The sequence below is a fragment of the Streptomyces sp. NPDC031274 genome, from assembly GCF_055570235.1.
Map to the genome: position 1 here is coordinate 204,557 of NZ_JBVIHP010000006.1, position 16,618 is coordinate 221,174.

A 16,618-nucleotide genomic window follows, 5' to 3' on the forward strand; every position below is an offset into this window, starting at 1 on the left:
TACGCCTCCCCCTCCCCCCCTTCCCCCCCCCCCCCCCCCCCCCCCCCCCCCCCCCCCCCCCCACCCCCCCCCCCCCCCCCCCCCCCCCCCCCCCCCCCCCCGCCCCGGCAGGAGCGCGTCCTTACTGCTTCTGCGACAGGCGCTTGTTGAGCTCGCCCTCGACCTGCTTGGCGGCGGCGTCGTTCGACTTACCGTTCAGCACCGCGGTCATGTAGCTCTTGATCGGGTTCGGCGGGTTCTCCACCGCCGCCCACTCCGGGATCAGCGGGGTGGTGCCGCCGCCGGCGGTCGCGGGGGCCATGGCCTCGGCGGCCGGGTTGCCCTTGAGCTGGGCCTCCAGAGCCTGCTTGTTCGGGATGACGCCGCCTTCCTTGGCGAGCGCACCCTCGAACTTGTCGTTCAGCGCGATCTTCAGGAACTCCTTGGCGAGATCCTGCTTCTTGCTGGTCGCGGCGACGGCGAGGTTCGAGCCGCCGAGGAAGACGCCCTCGGGCTTGTCGGCCGTGGCACCGGGGATGGTGAAGTAGCCGATGTTGTCCTTGAACTTCTTGTCCTTGCTGGCCTCGATCGCGGTCGCGGCCTCCCAGCTCATGCCGATGAAGGCGCCGGTCTTGCCCTTGGCGAAGACCTCGGCCTGCTGCGGGGTCGCCTCGTCCTTGTTCTTGGGGGCCTTGGAGAGGTCGGCGAACTCCTTGTACGTCTTCATGGCCTTGGCGACCTTGGGGTCGGTCAGGTTGGAGACGTACTTGTCGCCGTCCTTCTTGACCAGCTCGGCGCCCTCACCAATGGTCAGGCCGACGAAGTGGTACCAGTTCTGGCCCGGCAGGTAGATCGGCTCGGCGTCCGTCTTGGAGTCGATCGCCTTGAGGTCCTTGAGGAACTCGGCGCGGGTCTTGGGGGTCTCCTTGATGCCGGCGTCGGCCCAGACCTTCTTGTTGTAGATCACCACGCGGTTCAGGACGAACCACGGGGCCGCGTACTGCTTGCCGTCCACGATCGAAGACTTGTTGATCGACTCGGTCCAGTCGGCGCCGAGCCCTTCCTTGAGGTCGCTCAGGTCGGCGAGGCCGCCGGTCTTGGCGTACGCGGCGGTCTGGGTGTTGCCGATCTCGAAGACGTCCGGCGGGTTCTCCTCGGAGAGGGCGGTCGTCAGCTTCTGCTGGATGCCGTTCCACTGCTGGACTTCGAGCTTCAGCTTGGCGCCGGTCTTCTTCTCGAAGGCGGCCTTGACGTCCTTGGTCCAGCCCTCGGGCGTGGAGCCGTCCATCGCCCAGAGCGTCAGGGTCTCCCCCTTGAAGCCGTCCGCTCCGGCCTTCTTGTCGTCGCTGTCGTCGCTGCCACAGGCCGCGATCGAGACCAACATGCCAGCGACACCGATGGCCGCTATGAGCTTGCGCTTCACGTCACCCTCCTCAAGGGATGCCAGTCAACCCCCCACCCGCAGCGACCAATAGGACCGAGATCTGCCCGTGGGACTGGAACCTGGTCTTTAATGGTGTAGACCAGTACGGGGAGCTTGGCCTAGACCTTTAGGGGTGTCAAGGGTGTATAAGAAGGGCTGTCAGGTCCGTTATCGGACCGACACCTGAGCGGGCACGGCCCCCTCAGCCCGGTACGTGCCACGATGTGAGCCGCGACAGACGGAGGAGCCGGTGACGGCAGCAGCACAGGAGCCGGGAAGGCAGCGGATGGGCACTGACGCAGGGAGCACAGAGACCGACGCGGGCGGCGCCCCGAGCGTCGGCCGCACCGCGCGCGTGCCCAAGTACTACCGCCTGAAGCGGCACTTGCTCGACATGACGGAGACGCTGCCGCCCGGCACCCCGGTCCCTCCGGAGCGCACACTGGCCGCGGAGTTCGACACCTCGCGCACGACGGTGCGCCAGGCCCTGCAGGAGCTGGTCGTCGAGGGCCGCCTCGAGCGGATCCAGGGCAAGGGCACCTTCGTGGCCAAGCCCAAGGTGTCCCAGGCGCTGCAACTCACCTCGTACACCGAAGACATGCGGGCCCAGGGCCTCGAACCCACCTCCCAGCTCCTGGACATCGGCTACATCACCGCCGACGACACCCTGGCCGGACTGCTCGACATCAGCACGGGCGGCCGGGTGCTCAGGATCGAGCGGCTCCGGCTCGCCAACGGCGAGGCCATGGCCATCGAGACGACGCACCTCTCGGCCAAGCGCTTCCCGGCCCTGCGCCGCTCCCTGGTCAAGTACACCTCGCTCTACACGGCACTCGCCGAGGTGTACGACGTCCACCTCGCGGAGGCCGAGGAGACGATCGAGACCTCCCTGGCGACCCCGCGCGAGGCGGGCCTGCTCGGCACGGACGTGGGCCTGCCGATGCTGCTCCTGTCGCGGCACTCCCTGGACGGCGGCGGCCAGCCGGTGGAGTGGGTCCGTTCGGTCTACCGGGGCGACCGCTACAAGTTCGTGGCACGCCTCAAACGCCCCACGGACTGACGCACCGCTCCGCTCCGATTGACCCACTTCACCCCACCGATCGACCCACTTCTCCTCATCGACCGGCCCACCGCTCCCCACCGACCGACGCCGCCCCGCCCACTGACCCTCGTCCGGGGTCTGGCGCCAGATCACCGTGCTGCTCTACGGTCCTCCCGTCATCGCATGATGAGCGTGATGAACGGGAGGACGACCCGGTGCGCACAGCGAATCCCCGATCCATCGTCATCTGGACCCTCGTCGCCCTTGTGGGCGCCGCGGGCTGGGCCGTGCTTGCGCTCTCGCGCGACGAGGAGGTGTCGGCCGCCTGGATGGTCGCCGCGGCCCTCGGCTCGTACGCCATCGCCTATCGCTTCTACTCCAAGTTCATCGTCAACCGGGTCCTGAAGGTCGACAAGAACCGGGCCACTCCGGCGGAGCGCCTGGACAACGGGATGGACTTCCATCCGACCGACCGCCGCGTCCTGCTCGGCCACCACTTCGCGGCGATCGCGGGCGCGGGACCGCTGGTGGGGCCCGTACTCGCCGCGCAGATGGGCTATCTGCCGGGCACGATCTGGATCATCGTCGGGGTGATCTTCGCGGGCGCCGTGCAGGACATGGTCGTCCTCTTCTTCTCCACGCGGCGCGACGGCAAGTCGCTCGGCCAGATGGCGCGCGAGGAGATCGGCCCCTTCGGCGGGGCCGCCGCGCTGCTCGCCGCGTTCGCCATCATGATCATCCTGCTCGGGGTGCTCGCGCTCGTCGTCGTCAACGCGCTCGCGGACTCGCCTTGGGGCACCTTCTCCATCGCGATGACCATCCCGATCGCGTTGTTCATGGGCTTCTACCTGCGGATCCTGCGCCCCGGGCGGGTCAGCGAGGTCTCCCTCATCGGGATCACGCTGCTCCTGATCGCGCTCGTCGCCGGGCGCTGGGTCGCCGAGTCGTCGCTCGCGGACACCTTCACGCTCGCGCCGTCGACGCTGGTCATCTGGCTGGTGGCGTACGGATTCATCGCCTCGATCCTGCCGGTGTGGATGCTGCTCGCGCCGCGCGACTACCTCTCCACCTTCATGAAGATCGGCACGATCCTGCTGCTCGCGATCGGCGTCGTCGTCACGCTGCCGACGCTGAAGATGGACCCGGTGACCGACTTCGCCTCGCGCGGCGACGGGCCCGTCTTCGCCGGATCGCTCTTCCCGTTCGTCTTCATCACCATCGCCTGCGGGGCCCTGTCCGGTTTCCACGCGCTGATCTCGTCGGGCACGACGCCGAAGATGGTCCAGAAGGAGACCCAGATCCGGATGATCGGCTACGGCTCCATGCTGATGGAGTCGGCCGTCGCGATCATGGCGCTCGTCGCGGCGAGCATCATCGACCCGGGGCTCTACTTCGCGATGAACGCACCCGCCGGGGTCATCGGGGACAACGTCCAGGCCGCGTCGCAAGCCGTCGCGGGCTTCGGATACTCCATCTCCCCCGAGGATCTGGCACAGGCCGCCAAGAACGTGGAGGAGTCCTCGCTGCTCTCGCGCACCGGTGGCGCCCCCACGCTCGCGATCGGTGTCTCCGAGATCTTCTCGAAGGTCACCGGCGGCTCCATGAAGGCGTTCTGGTACCACTTCGCGATCATGTTTGAGGCGCTGTTCATCCTGACCGCGCTCGACGCGGGCACGCGCGTGGGCCGCTTCATGCTCCAGGACATGCTCGGGAACGTCTACAAGCCCTTCAAGAGGGTCAGCTGGAAGCCAGGGCTCATCATCACGAGCGCGGTCGTCACCGGTCTGTGGGGGTACTTCCTCTGGGTGGGCGTGCACGAGCCGCTCGGCGGGATCAACCAGCTCTTCCCGATCTTCGGCATCTCCAACCAGCTCCTCGCCGCGGTCGCGCTCACCGTCTGCACGACGCTCCTGGTGAAGTCGGGGCGTCTCAAATGGGCCTGGATCACCGGGATTCCGCTGGCCTGGGACGCGACGGTGACGCTGACCGCGAGCTGGCAGAAGGTCTTCTCCAGCGACCCGCGCGTGGGCTTCTTCAAGCAGCGCTCGATCTACCAGGACGCGATCGACGACGGAAAGATCCTGCCGCCCGCCAAGTCCATGGACGACATGCACACCGTCGTCACCAACTCCACGGTGGACGGCGTCCTCTCGGCCGCACTCGCCCTGCTCATCGTCATCGTGATCGCCGACGCGGCCCGGATCTGCGTGAAGCACGTCCGCGATCCGCGGTCGTCGAGACTGAGCGAGGCCGAGTACGTGGAGTCGAAGCTGACCGCGCCGGCCGGGCTCGTGCCGACCCAGGAGGAGAAGGCGGAGCTGGCGGCGGCGAAGGCGGCGACCGACGCGAAGGTCCCGTCATGACGTGGGTGCTTCGCGGGCTGCGGTGGGTGCGGTGGTACGCACGGGAGTTGACCGACGAGTCCGCGTACGACCGTTATGTCGCGCACACACGGAAGACGCATCCCGGGGCATCCGTCCCCTCCCGGAGGGAGTTCGAGCGAATGCGCACGGATCGGCAGGAGTCGGATCCGCGGCAGGGGTTCCGCTGCTGCTGAACAGGCGCTGAACAGGTGTTGAGCAGAGGCTTCGACACGTCCGTTATCCGGACGGGGGTTCCATAGATCAACACTCTCGCTTAGATTTCCCGCACGTTAAAGGTGAGATAAGCGAGGGAGCGGAACCGCAAGTGTCAGATGCGCCTGAAGTGAGCAGACCGGTGATCACGCCGGTCCGCGTGGTCATTGCCCTCTGTCTCGCAGCGCCGTTCGTGGCGATGCTCTGGGTGAGCTCCTACGCGAAGGTCGAACCGACCTTCATCGGCATCCCGTTCTTCTACTGGTACCAGATGCTGTGGGTGCTCATCTCCACCGCTCTCACCATGATCGCGTACAAGCTGTGGCAGCGTGACCAGCGCGCCCGCAAGGCCGAGCAGGCCCAGGGGGGTGCGACCCGATGAACGAGCTCGCAGCGGACACGGGCGGCGTCAACGGCATCGCCCTCGCCGTCTTCATCTTCTTCTTCGTCGCCGTCACGGCGATGGGCTTCCTGGCCGCGCGCTGGCGCAAGGCCGAGACCGAGAGCCTGGACGAATGGGGCCTCGGCGGCCGGTCGTTCGGCACCTGGGTCACGTGGTTCCTGCTCGGCGGCGACCTCTACACGGCCTATACGTTCGTGGCCGTCCCCGCGGCGATCTACGCGGCGGGCGCGGCCGGCTTCTTCGCCGTGCCGTACACGATCCTCGTCTACCCGCTGATCTTCACCTTCCTGCCGCGCCTGTGGTCCGTCTCGCACAAGCACGGATACGTGACCACCTCCGACTTCGTGCGCGGACGCTTCGGCTCCAAGGGGCTCTCCCTTGCCGTCGCGGTCACCGGCATCCTCGCCACGATGCCGTACATCGCGCTCCAGCTCGTCGGCATCCAGGCCGTGCTCGACGTGATGGGCGTCGGCGGCGGTCCGGACACGAACTGGTTCATCAAGGACCTGCCGCTCCTGATCGCGTTCGCGGTGCTCGCCGCGTACACGTACTCGTCGGGTCTGCGCGCCCCCGCGCTGATCGCGTTCGTGAAGGACGGCCTGATCTATCTCGTCATCGCCGTCGCGATCATCTACATCCCGATCAAGCTCGGCGGCTTCGACAGCATCTTCCAGGCGGCGAACGAGAAATTCTCGGCGGCGAACGAGGCGGCGGGCAAGCCCGTTGCGGGTCTCGCGCCGGGCCACACCGGGCAGTGGACGTACGCCACGCTCGCGCTCGGCTCCGCGCTCGCGCTGTTCATGTACCCGCACTCGATCACGGCGACCCTCTCCTCCAAGAGCCGCAACGTGATCCGCCGCAACACCACGATCCTGCCGCTCTACTCCCTGATGCTCGGCCTGCTCGCGCTGCTCGGCTTCATGGCGATCGCGGCCGGGGTCAAGGTGGAGAACGGGCAGCTGGCGATTCCGCAGCTGTTCGAGAACATGTTCCCCGACTGGTTCACGGGCGTGGCCTTCGCCGCCATCGGCATCGGCGCCCTCGTGCCCGCCGCCATCATGTCGATCGCGGCAGCGAATCTCTTCACCAGGAACATCTACAAGGACTTCCTCAAGCCGGACGCGACACCCGAGCAGGAGACCAAGGTCTCCAAGCTGGTCTCGCTCCTGGTGAAGGTCGGCGCGCTCGCCTTCGTCCTCACCATGGACAAGACGGTCGCGATCAACTTCCAGCTCCTGGGCGGCATCTGGATCCTGCAGACCATGCCCGCGCTGGTCGGCGGCCTGTTCACGCGGTGGTTCCACCGCTGGGCGCTGCTCGCGGGCTGGGCGGTCGGCATGGTCTACGGGACGGTCGCCGCCTACGGTGTCGCCTCGCCGACGCAGAAGCACTTCGGCGGCTCGTCCGACGAGATCCCCGGAATCGGCGAGATCGGCTACATCGGCCTCACGGCGTTCGTCCTGAACCTGGTGGTCACCGTGGTCATGACGTTCGTCCTGCGCGCCGCCAAGGCACCTGACGGCATCGACGAGACCTCTCCCGGCGACTACACGGCGGACGCGGGCGACCCCGGCGTCGTGGAGGAGCTTCCGCCGGCCACGGTGGGGGCGCCGGGCGGGCACTGAGTCCCCCGCGTACACCGATCACCGTCTGACACGGGCCGCCGGTTCTCCGGCGGCCCGTTGGCGTTCCCGTGTCCTCACAAGGCCACACCGACACAAGATATGGGGCTGCCGCCCAGAGCCAGCACAAGATGTATGCTCGTGCTCGCTGTCGCCGCAGGGGAATCCGGTGCAAGTCCGGAACTGTCCCGCAACGGTGTATGAGTACGCATTTGTCGTGCCCACGAGTCCGAAGACCTGTCGACAGCGCACCCGTTCCGTCCGGTCCGGGTGCCGACGACGTCCGGGCCTCGTGGAATGGGCTGGTGGACGCGGAGCGCAGCCCTGCCCTGGGCGCCCCCGTGTGTCACTCACCCCTCCCCAAGGCCCAGAGCCGAGCGAGGGAGTGCTCCACGTGACCATCGCGCCAGCCGAACCTGCGTCAGCGCAGACCACCGACGGGCAGCAGACCACCGTTGGTCAGCAGACCGGCGACGGCCCGGGAACCGCGCTGCTGCGCACCCTGACCGACCTCACCGCCGACCTCCCCGACGCCGACCCCGGCCGGGTCGCCGCCGCCGCGCTGCGCGGCCGTTCGGCCAAGGCGGATCTGGCGGAGCTGCGGGAGCTCGCGACCGAGGCGGCCGCCGGGCTCATCTCCGAGGACCCGACGTACTCGCAGCTCGCGGCCAGGCTCCTCAGCCTCAGCATCCGGGACGAGGCCGCGTCGCAGGGCGTGCGCTCCTTCTCCGACTCGGTCGCCGTGGGGCACCGCGAGGGCCTGATCGCGGACCGCACCGCCGCGTTCGTCGTCGACCACGCGGACCGTCTGGACGGTCTCGTGGAGGACGCCCTTCAGGACGGCGCCGACTTCCGCTTCGGCTACTTCGGCCTGCGCACCCTGCACAGCCGCTATCTCCTTCGCCACCCGATCACCCGGCACGTCATCGAGACCCCGCAGCACTTCATGCTGCGCGTCGCGAGCGGTCTCGCCGAGACTGCATCTGATTCAACGACGGTCAGCGCGCGCTCGGTGGACGAGGTCGCATCCCTGTACCGCCTGATGAGCCGCCTGGACTACCTGCCGTCATCGCCGACGCTCTTCAACTCCGGCACCCGCCACCCGCAGATGTCCTCCTGCTACCTCCTCGACTCGCCCCTGGACGAGCTGGACTCCATCTACGACCGCTACCACCAGGTCGCGCGCCTCTCCAAGCACGCGGGCGGCATCGGCCTCTCGTACTCCCGCATCCGTGCCCGCGGTTCGCTGATCCGCGGCACGAACGGGCACTCCAACGGCATCGTGCCGTTCCTCAAGACCCTGGACGCCTCCGTCGCCGCCGTGAACCAGGGCGGCCGACGCAAGGGCGCCGCCGCGGTCTACCTGGAGACCTGGCACTCCGACATCGAGGAGTTCCTGGAGCTGCGCGACAACACGGGTGAGGACCAGCGCCGTACGCACAACCTCAACCTCGCGCACTGGATCCCGGACGAGTTCATGCGCCGGGTCGCAGCCGACCAGGACTGGTCGCTGTTCTCGCCCGCCGACGTGCCCGAGCTGGTCGACCTGTGGGGCGACGAGTTCGACGCCGCCTACCGCAAGGCCGAGGCCGCAGGGCTCGCCCGCAAGACCATCCCCGCCCGCGATCTGTACGGCCGCATGATGCGCACCCTCGCGCAGACCGGCAACGGCTGGATGACCTTCAAGGACGCCGCCAACCGCACCGCCAACCAGACGGCGGAGCCCGGCCACACCGTCCACTCCTCCAACCTCTGCACGGAGATCCTGGAGGTGACGGACGACGGCGAGACGGCCGTCTGCAACCTGGGTTCGGTGAACCTCGGCGCCTTCGTGGACAAGGCCGCCGGTGACATCGACTGGGAGCGGCTCGACGAGACCGTCCGCACCGCCGTCACCTTCCTCGACCGCGTGGTCGACATCAACTTCTACCCGACCGAGCAGGCCGGGCGCTCCAACGCCAGGTGGCGTCCGGTGGGCCTGGGCGCCATGGGGCTGCAGGACGTCTTCTTCCAGCTGAAGCTGCCCTTCGACTCCCCCGCCGCGCGCGCCCTTTCCACGCGCATCGCCGAGCGCATCATGCTCGCCGCGTACGAGGCCTCCGCCGATCTCGCCGAGCGCAACGGCCCTGTGCCCGCCTGGGAGAAGACGCGCACCGCGCGCGGCGTGCTGCACCCCGACCACTACGGCGTCGAGCTGACCTGGCCCGAGCGCTGGGCCGCGCTGCGGGAACGTATCGCCACGACCGGTATGCGCAACTCGCTGCTCCTCGCCATCGCGCCGACCGCCACGATCGCCTCCATCGCGGGCGTCTACGAGTGCATCGAGCCGCAGGTCTCCAACCTCTTCAAGCGCGAGACGCTCTCCGGCGAGTTCCTCCAGGTCAACGCCTACCTGGTGGAGGAGCTGAAACGGCTCGGCGTCTGGGACGCGCAGACCCGCGAGGCGCTGCGCGAGGCCAGTGGCTCCGTGCAGGGCTTCAGCTGGATCCCGGCGGAGGTGCGCGACCTCTACCGCACCGCGTGGGAGATCCCGCAGCGCGGTCTGATCGACATGGCCGCCGCGCGCACGCCGTTCCTCGACCAGGCGCAGTCCCTGAACCTGTTCCTGGAGACGCCGACCATCGGCAAGCTCTCGTCGATGTACGCCTACGCCTGGCAGCAGGGTCTGAAGACGACGTACTACCTGCGTTCGCGCCCGGCGACCCGGATCGCCCGCGCGGCGGCGGGCCGCACCGAGGCCGCCGAGCCCGCTCCCGCCAACGCCCCCGTACCCGCCCAGGTCTCGGCCGAAGAAGCCGTCGCCTGCTCCCTGGAAAACCCCGAGTCCTGCGAGGCCTGCCAGTAATGTCCAGCACCACCAACTCCGAGAAGAACCTCCTCGACCCGGGCTTCGAGCTGACCCTGCGTCCCATGCGCTACCCGGACTTCTACGAGCGCTACCGGGACGCGATCAAGAACACCTGGACCGTCGAGGAGGTCGACCTCCACTCGGACGTCGCCGACCTCGCCAAGCTCTCGCCCGGCGAGCAGCACATGATCGGCCGCCTGGTCGCGTTCTTCGCGACCGGCGACTCGATCGTCTCCAACAACCTCGTGCTCACGCTCTACAAGCACATCAACTCCCCCGAGGCCCGGCTCTACTTGAGCCGCCAGCTCTTCGAGGAGGCCGTGCACGTCCAGTTCTATCTGACGCTGCTCGACACCTATCTGCCCGACCCGGAGGACCGCGCCGCGGCCTTCGACGCGGTCGAGGAGATCCCCTCCATCCGCGAGAAGGCGGAGTTCTGCTTCAAGTGGATGGACTCCGTCGAGAAGATGGACCAGCTGGAGAGCAAGGCCGACCGGCGCCGCTTCCTGCTGAACCTGATCTGCTTCGCGGCGTGCATCGAGGGGCTCTTCTTCTACGGTGCCTTCGCCTACGTCTACTGGTTCCGCTCGCGCGGTCTGCTGCACGGCCTGGCGACCGGCACGAACTGGGTGTTCCGTGACGAGACGATGCACATGAGCTTCGCCTTCGACGTCGTCGACACCGTCCGCAAGGAGGAGCCGGAGCTCTTCGACGACGCGCTCCAGACGCAGGTCACCGACATGCTCAAGGAGGCCGTCGAGGCCGAGCTGCAGTTCGCGCGCGACCTCTGCGGTGAGGGCCTGCCCGGCATGAACACCGACTCGATGCGTGAGTACCTTCAGTGCGTCGCCGACCAGCGGCTCCAGCGGCTCGGGTTCGCGCCGGTCTACGGCTCCTCAAACCCGTTCTCGTTCATGGAGCTCCAGGGAGTCCAGGAGCTGACCAACTTCTTCGAGCGGCGCCCGTCGGCCTACCAGGTCGCGGTCGAGGGTTCGGTCTCCTTCGACGACGAGTTCTAGCCCCACCGAGCTGCGGGAGACGGCGGACGCCGCCTCCCGCAGCTCGCGGTCGATCCGGCGGTCGTGGACGTACCCGACGAGCGAGGGTACGGCCAGGAGGAGGAAGACGGTCAGGACGGTCGCGTAATCGAGGATTGCGTTCATGTCCTTACTGTCCTGCGGTCCCGGCGGAAGCGTCAGTGGCAGGACTGCCACACACCATCGACTTACTGCCAGCCCTGCGGCACACTGGCAGACATGCTGAGGAACGTGGCCGTCGTGCTGCTCGACGGTGTGAATCCCTTCGAACTCGGCGTCGTCTGCGAGGTGTTCGGCCTCGACCGGAGCGACGCGGGTCTTCCGGTGTACGACTTCGCGGTGGTCGCCGCGGAGGACGGACCCCTGAGCAATCACGCGGGGTTCACGATCACCACTCCGTACGGCCTCGACCGGCTCGAAGAGGCCGACCTCATCGCCGTGCCCGCGGGCCAGGAGTTCGTGGACCGCGCCTACCCCGAGGATCTGCTCGCCGCCCTGCGCCGCGCGGTGGACCGCGGGGCCCGCGTCCTCTCCGTCTGCTCCGGCGTCTTCGTGCTCGGCGCCGCGGGGCTGCTCGACGGCCGCCGTTGCGCCGTGCACTGGCGGCACTCCGCAGAGCTCGCGGTGCGTCATCCGCGGGCCCGGGTGGAGCCCGACGTCCTGTACGTGGACGAGGGCCCGGTCATCACATCGGCCGGCACCGCCGCCGGGATCGACGCCTGCCTGCACATCGTGCGCCAGGAGCACGGCATCGAGGTCGGCAACGCCATCGCACGGCGCATGGTCGTACCGCCCCATCGCGACGGCGGCCAGGCCCAGTTCGTGGAGCGCCCGCTGCCGCGCACGTCGTGCGACACCGTGGGCGGGGTGCTCACCTGGATGGAGCGCCATCTGGACAGGGACATCACCGTCGAGCTGCTCGCCGAGCGCGCGCACATGTCACCGCGCACCTTCGCCCGCCGCTTCCAGCAGGAGACCGGCACCACGCCCTACCGCTGGCTCCTGCGCCAACGGGTTCTTCTGGCACAGGAGTTGCTGGAGGGATCGGACGAGACGGTGGACGCCATCGCCGGGCGTGCCGGGTTCGGCAACGCCGCGGCGATGCGCCACCAGTTCCTTCGGGCGCTCGGCACCACACCGAACGCCTACCGCCGCACCTTCCGCGGACCGGTGGCCATCAGCGCCTCTCGGCTTTCAGAACCAGCCTCTTCGGTTGCAGGGTGATGCCGATCTTCGTGTCGGCGTCGGTCTCCGCGATCGGCGCCAGGTGCCACTTCGGAGCCACCGTGGCCAGAATGATGGCGAGTTCGGCCAGGCTGAAGTGGTCACCCGGGCACTTGCGGTTGCCCGTACCGAACGGCATCATCGCGAACTCCGGCACATCTGAAGCACGTTCCGGATTCCAGCGGTCCGGGTCGAAGCGGAGATGCTGCTCGAAGGAACGCGGATCGCGTTGCATCGCATACACGCTGTAGACGATGTCCGCATCGGCCGGAATGCGGTAGCCGCCCAGAGTGGTCTCTCCCACCGACCGGCGCGTGAATATCCAGGCAGCGGGTTGTATGCGCATCGCCTCGGTGACGACATTCCGGGTGTGCGGAAGGTCCTTGAGGTCGGCGAATGTGATCTCCCGGTCCGGTGCGACGGCATTTACCTCTTCAACCAATCGCCTTTCCTGCTCGGGGTGTTCGGCCAGCAGATGGAACGTCCACGCCAAGGTCGACGCGATATTCTCGGCGCCCGCCACGACAAGGGAGATCACATGGTCATGGACCTCCTGATCACTGAGCGGCTGACCTGATTCATCGTGCGCCCGCAGCATTTCGGCCAACAGGTCGTCCCGGTCCGCGCCCGCCGCCCTTCCTTCGGCGATGATCTCGTCGACCAGGGCGTGCAGATCGGCGAGCGCGCTCTGGAAGCGGCGGTTGCCCTGGGTCGGCACGCGGTACAGCGGCCCGACCGAGAGCACCATCCTGCGGTAGAGCCCCTCGAAGACGGTGTGCAGCGAATCGGCGATGCGGTCCGCCTTCTCACCGATCGCGTCGACCTCCAGGAGCGAGCGGGACACGACGCGCACGGCCGTACGGAACATGTCCGCGTTGATGTCGACCGTGTCGCCCTCGCGCCAGCGCGCGGCCGTGGCGCGGGCCTCCTCCTCCATCACCTTGGCGTAGTCGGCGATCCGCTCGCGCCTGAACGCGGGCTGCATCATGCGCCGTTGACGCTTGTGCAGCTTGCCGTTGCTGGTCGCCACGCCCTTGCCGAGCAGCACTTCCAGGGTGTCCCAGAGGGGCCCTCCGACGATGTAGTCGGGGCTCCGCAGGAGCTGCCCGACCAGCTCCGGGTCGCAGACCGCGTACGCCGTCTTGGGGCCGAGCCTGATGCGGACGAGATCACCGTGGTCCCGCAGCGCGGCGAAGAAGCCGAGCGGGTCGCGTACCAGGTTCCAGGCGTGTCCGATGAGCGGGGCACCACCGCTGACAAGCGGTGGCGTTACCGCGGGAGTCGCGGGTATCGCGGATTCGACGCTCATTCCTCACCTACCAATTCAATTTCAGCCAAGTCGCTCATTCCCGCGTCACTCACGTACGGAGGAATGGACCGGTCGTCCCAGCTGTCCACCCGATAGCGACCGGATTCGTGGTGGAACCAGTACACGGAAGAGAACCAGTTCCGCATGTTTGCGACGCACGACTCCACCGCGTCCGAGATTTCCTTGCCGTACGCACTTCCGTCGGCCAGCTGACCTGCGAGACGCAATACCTCTTCCTCCGCCACGAGGAAATCCGATATGCATCCGGTCACCCGCCTGTGGACTTCCGCCACGGCCTCTTCGAGGGAAAGTCCCTCGTGCTGGATCAGACTGATCCCGAGATTGTGCAGTTCATCTCCCGCGAGTTCTTTGGGAAGTGAGCACAGGTCGTTGTACCAGGCGGAGAAATCCTGCGTGGCGAGCGCCGCCCGCCGATATGCGGGATGCTTCCGCACGTCCTGCGGCAGCTCGCGCCGCGCCGTGGGTTCGAGCAGGTCGATCCACGTCCAGTGCGCGAACGTCAGCCTGCGCAGCTCGATGTAGGCCTCGACCGTCGGCACCGTGCCGGTCCTGCGGTTCCTGAACTCCAGGTCGTAGGCCTCGATCACGCTGTGGAAGTGCCGGGCGAACCGGGCGTTCCAGCTGGCCCCCAGCTGCGAGTACAGCCGAAGGACGCAGTCGGCGAACCCCGCGACCAGAGGGTCGCGGTGGTGCAGTTGTTGCCGGGGTGCCCGGAGTGTCTCGTGGAGGCCGCGGCACAGGCGGCGCCACTGCGCGGCCCTGCCGTGCACCGAGTCGCGGTCGTGCCGGTCGTCCCACGCGAAGAACCAACTACTGAGGTCGGCTATCGCGCTGAGCAACTCATCGGACGCGCCAATGTAGTAGCCCGCCACCAGGTCCGTGTAGCACAGGCTGTCGGCGTACCGCTCCACCTTGTCCGCGGGCATGAGGCGCATTTCGCGCAGCCATGTCCTGGATTTTTCCTGAAGCTCCGGCCAATACGGATGTAGTCGTCGCGGAAAATCTGCCTCGATCACCGGGAGCGCCAACGCCGGCGGCACGGATACCGCCGGGGTCTGTGACTGTGTCGGTGAAGTGCCAAATGAATATGCAGGCACGAACTGGCCCCTCTCAGTCGCTTGAGGACGTACGCCCCTCCCGCCGTACCGGGCGCGCGCCGTTGCGTTTCCCCGCGCTTTCCATTCAGCACCACAACTGACCGTTCAGGGAACAGATTTGCGCCATTCACTACCCCCCAGTGCCGAAAAAATCCACGTACGTGACTAATTTTGGATCATCATGAGCCTGTTTTGCTCGCACAGTTGACCGGTCCTTGCGAACAGCGCATGCGAACGGCCCCTGGACGGGAGGGAGATCCCGACCAGGGGCCGCAGGTGGCTCGCTTGCTCGCTGTGCTCAGTCGTTCGGCACCACGGGGTAGCGCGGAGTGCCCTCTTCCATCTGCCGCAGCGCGTCCTTGCGGTCGCGCTTGGAGAGGCGGTCGATGTAGAGGTAGCCGTACAGGTGGTCCGTCTCGTGCTGGAGGCAGCGCGAGAAGTAGCCGGTGCCCCGCACCTTGATGGGGTTGCCCTTCTCGTCCTGCCCGGTCACCTCGGCGTAGTCCGGGCGGGCCAGGTCGGCGTAGGCGGTGGGCACGGAGAGGCAGCCCTCGCCCGCCTCGTCCAGGCGGCGGCGCTCGGCGGGGAGCTCGCGCACCACGGGGTTGCAGACCACGCCGACGTGCCGCTTGCCCTCGTCGTCCATGCAGTCGTAGACGAAGACCTTCAGGTCGACGCCGATCTGGTTGGCGGCAAGGCCCACGCCCTCCGCGGTCCGCTGGCTGGCGAACATGTCGTCGACGAGCCGCGCGAGCTCGTCGTCGAAGGCGGTGACGTCCTTGCACTCCTTGTGCAGCACAGGGTTGCCGACGACCGTGATGGGCCGGGACGTGCCGCGCTCGCGGTAAGCCGTCTCCCGCTCCTCGCAGTCCTCCGTGTCGATGACGAAGCCCTCGTCGTCCACGGGGAGGACCCCGCCCGAGGTCTGCTTCTCAGTGTCCTGCGCCATTGTCCGACGTACGCCTTCCTGGGAACCCACAAGAGATGTGCCGGTACAGCCTACGGCCAGGAGTCAGCAGACCTCTTCCAGATCCCGCCAGTCACGGGAGTCCGGGCTGTCCGCGACCCAGCCGTCCAGGAGCCCGCGCACCAGTGCGGCGGGTGCCGCGATGCCGCACTCGCGCTCGGGCACCCACAGGGCGCCGGGGCTGCGGTGACCGAGCGGTCCTGGGTGACCGGGCTCGCTGTGGTCGTGCGGGTCCAGGTGTTCGCCGTCGCCCTCGTCGCTCGGCATGCGGCTCTCGGAGCACATGCGGCAGAGCAGCCGTACGGACGACGACCAGTCCTCGGCGGCGAAGCCCGCGTCCGCGGCGAGCCGCTCCAGGGCGTTCCTGTCGTCCTCGGTGGCCGCCTCCAGGAGGACCACCCAGGTGGGGACCGGCGAGGGCGCCCACAGCTCGATCTCGTCGAAGACGGGGTACGAGTCCCCGGCCCCCGTCGTCCGCTCGCCGTGCGGGACGCCGTCGTGCAGCACGACCTCGCCCCAGCGGCGCCCGGAGGAGGGCAGCGGGATGGAGAGGATCTCGATCCTCGCGGGGTCGAGCCTGCGCCCCCACACGACCTCGGCCTCACCCTCGGGCGAGAGCCGCACGGCGGCGCTGCCCAGGTCCATGCCGGTGGGCTCCCCCGAGGCGGCCACACCGCCCGGAACGCGCAGGCCGTACGCCTGCCAGGCGCGCCGGGCAAGGGGCCAGTCCTGCAAGGCCGTGGCGGCGATCCCCACGTTCCACCAGTCGGGGGCTCCGGCCGACCGGTCGAGCAGCGCGACGGCCCGCAGGCCCGCGGCGCGCGCCTGCTCCCAGTCGTGCCGGAACTTGTGGAGCAGCGCGAGGTTGAACCAGGACTCCGAGAGCCACGGCTCGAGATCCGCCGCGCGGGTAAGCAGCGCACCCGCGTCCTCGTACCGCCCGTCGCCGATCAGCGTGAAGGCGCGGTCGGTGGCCTGCCGCCATGAGGCGGAGGGCCGATGCCGTCCCTTGCCGAAGATCCTCACGATTCCCGCCTGCCGATTACTGAGTTCCTGTGGTCCCGCCGTGC

At 68.1% G+C, this 16,618-nt stretch carries 13 protein-coding genes and 1 riboswitch; of the genes, 8 read left to right on the forward strand and 5 right to left on the reverse strand.

Annotated elements, in window-relative coordinates; all coding sequences use genetic code 11:
• Positions 1-121: 121 nt before the first annotated feature.
• On the reverse strand, positions 122-1,402 hold the full coding sequence (locus ACZ5CR_RS12715) for an extracellular solute-binding protein (protein ID WP_468856623.1): 1,281 nt from the start codon (positions 1,400-1,402) through the stop codon (positions 122-124).
• Positions 1,403-1,688: 286 nt separating this feature from the next.
• On the opposite strand from ACZ5CR_RS12715, the gene ACZ5CR_RS12720 reads away from it, so the two are divergent.
• The 8 genes from ACZ5CR_RS12720 (at position 1,689) to ACZ5CR_RS12755 (ending at position 12,154) form a co-directional block, all read left to right on the forward strand.
• On the forward strand, positions 1,689-2,462 hold the full coding sequence (locus tag ACZ5CR_RS12720; protein ID WP_468856915.1) for a GntR family transcriptional regulator: 774 nt from the start codon (positions 1,689-1,691) through the stop codon (positions 2,460-2,462).
• A gap of 197 nt (positions 2,463-2,659) precedes the next feature.
• Entirely contained in the window at positions 2,660-4,807 is a 2,148-nt protein-coding gene (locus ACZ5CR_RS12725) for a carbon starvation CstA family protein (protein WP_468856627.1), read from the forward strand.
• A complete protein-coding gene (locus ACZ5CR_RS12730; RefSeq protein ID WP_383332556.1) occupies positions 4,804-5,001 on the forward strand; it encodes a YbdD/YjiX family protein in 198 nt (65 codons plus the stop codon). The genes ACZ5CR_RS12725 and ACZ5CR_RS12730 overlap by 4 nt, the downstream gene beginning before the upstream one ends.
• Before the next feature lie 131 nt (positions 5,002-5,132).
• Complete coding sequence (locus ACZ5CR_RS12735; protein WP_468856630.1) at positions 5,133-5,402, forward strand: DUF3311 domain-containing protein; 270 nt, start codon at positions 5,133-5,135, stop codon at positions 5,400-5,402.
• A complete protein-coding gene (gene mctP / locus ACZ5CR_RS12740; RefSeq protein ID WP_468856632.1) occupies positions 5,399-7,048 on the forward strand; it encodes a monocarboxylate uptake permease MctP in 1,650 nt (549 codons plus the stop codon). The genes ACZ5CR_RS12735 and mctP overlap by 4 nt, the downstream gene beginning before the upstream one ends.
• Before the next feature lie 132 nt (positions 7,049-7,180).
• Positions 7,181-7,304: riboswitch (cobalamin riboswitch) on the forward strand.
• Between the two features lie 135 nt (positions 7,305-7,439).
• Entirely contained in the window at positions 7,440-9,890 is a 2,451-nt protein-coding gene (locus tag ACZ5CR_RS12745) for a ribonucleoside-diphosphate reductase subunit alpha (protein WP_468856635.1), read from the forward strand.
• Positions 9,890-10,912 (forward strand): ribonucleotide-diphosphate reductase subunit beta, encoded by a 1,023-nt coding sequence (locus ACZ5CR_RS12750; protein WP_468856637.1) that lies wholly within the window; start codon positions 9,890-9,892, stop codon positions 10,910-10,912. The genes ACZ5CR_RS12745 and ACZ5CR_RS12750 overlap by 1 nt, the downstream gene beginning before the upstream one ends.
• A gap of 237 nt (positions 10,913-11,149) precedes the next feature.
• A complete protein-coding gene (locus tag ACZ5CR_RS12755; protein ID WP_468856639.1) occupies positions 11,150-12,154 on the forward strand; it encodes a helix-turn-helix domain-containing protein in 1,005 nt (334 codons plus the stop codon).
• Here the strand turns inward: ACZ5CR_RS12755 and ACZ5CR_RS12760 are convergent.
• From ACZ5CR_RS12760 to ACZ5CR_RS12775, 4 genes are all read right to left on the reverse strand, one after another.
• Complete coding sequence (locus tag ACZ5CR_RS12760) at positions 12,108-13,463, reverse strand: bifunctional albaflavenone monooxygenase/terpene synthase (RefSeq protein ID WP_468856642.1); 1,356 nt, start codon at positions 13,461-13,463, stop codon at positions 12,108-12,110. The genes ACZ5CR_RS12755 and ACZ5CR_RS12760 overlap by 47 nt on opposite strands.
• Complete coding sequence (gene cyc1 / locus ACZ5CR_RS12765) at positions 13,460-14,581, reverse strand: epi-isozizaene synthase (protein ID WP_468856644.1); 1,122 nt, start codon at positions 14,579-14,581, stop codon at positions 13,460-13,462. The genes ACZ5CR_RS12760 and cyc1 overlap by 4 nt, the downstream gene beginning before the upstream one ends.
• A gap of 298 nt (positions 14,582-14,879) precedes the next feature.
• Positions 14,880-15,530, reverse strand: coding sequence for a peptide deformylase (gene def / locus ACZ5CR_RS12770; protein WP_468856647.1), 651 nt, complete (start codon positions 15,528-15,530; stop codon positions 14,880-14,882).
• 63 nt (positions 15,531-15,593) lie between these two features.
• Positions 15,594-16,574 carry a tetratricopeptide repeat protein gene (locus ACZ5CR_RS12775; protein ID WP_468856648.1) on the reverse strand — a complete coding sequence of 327 codons (981 nt, stop codon included), beginning with the start codon at positions 16,572-16,574 and terminating at the stop codon, positions 15,594-15,596.
• Between the last annotated feature and the right edge of the window lie 44 nt (positions 16,575-16,618).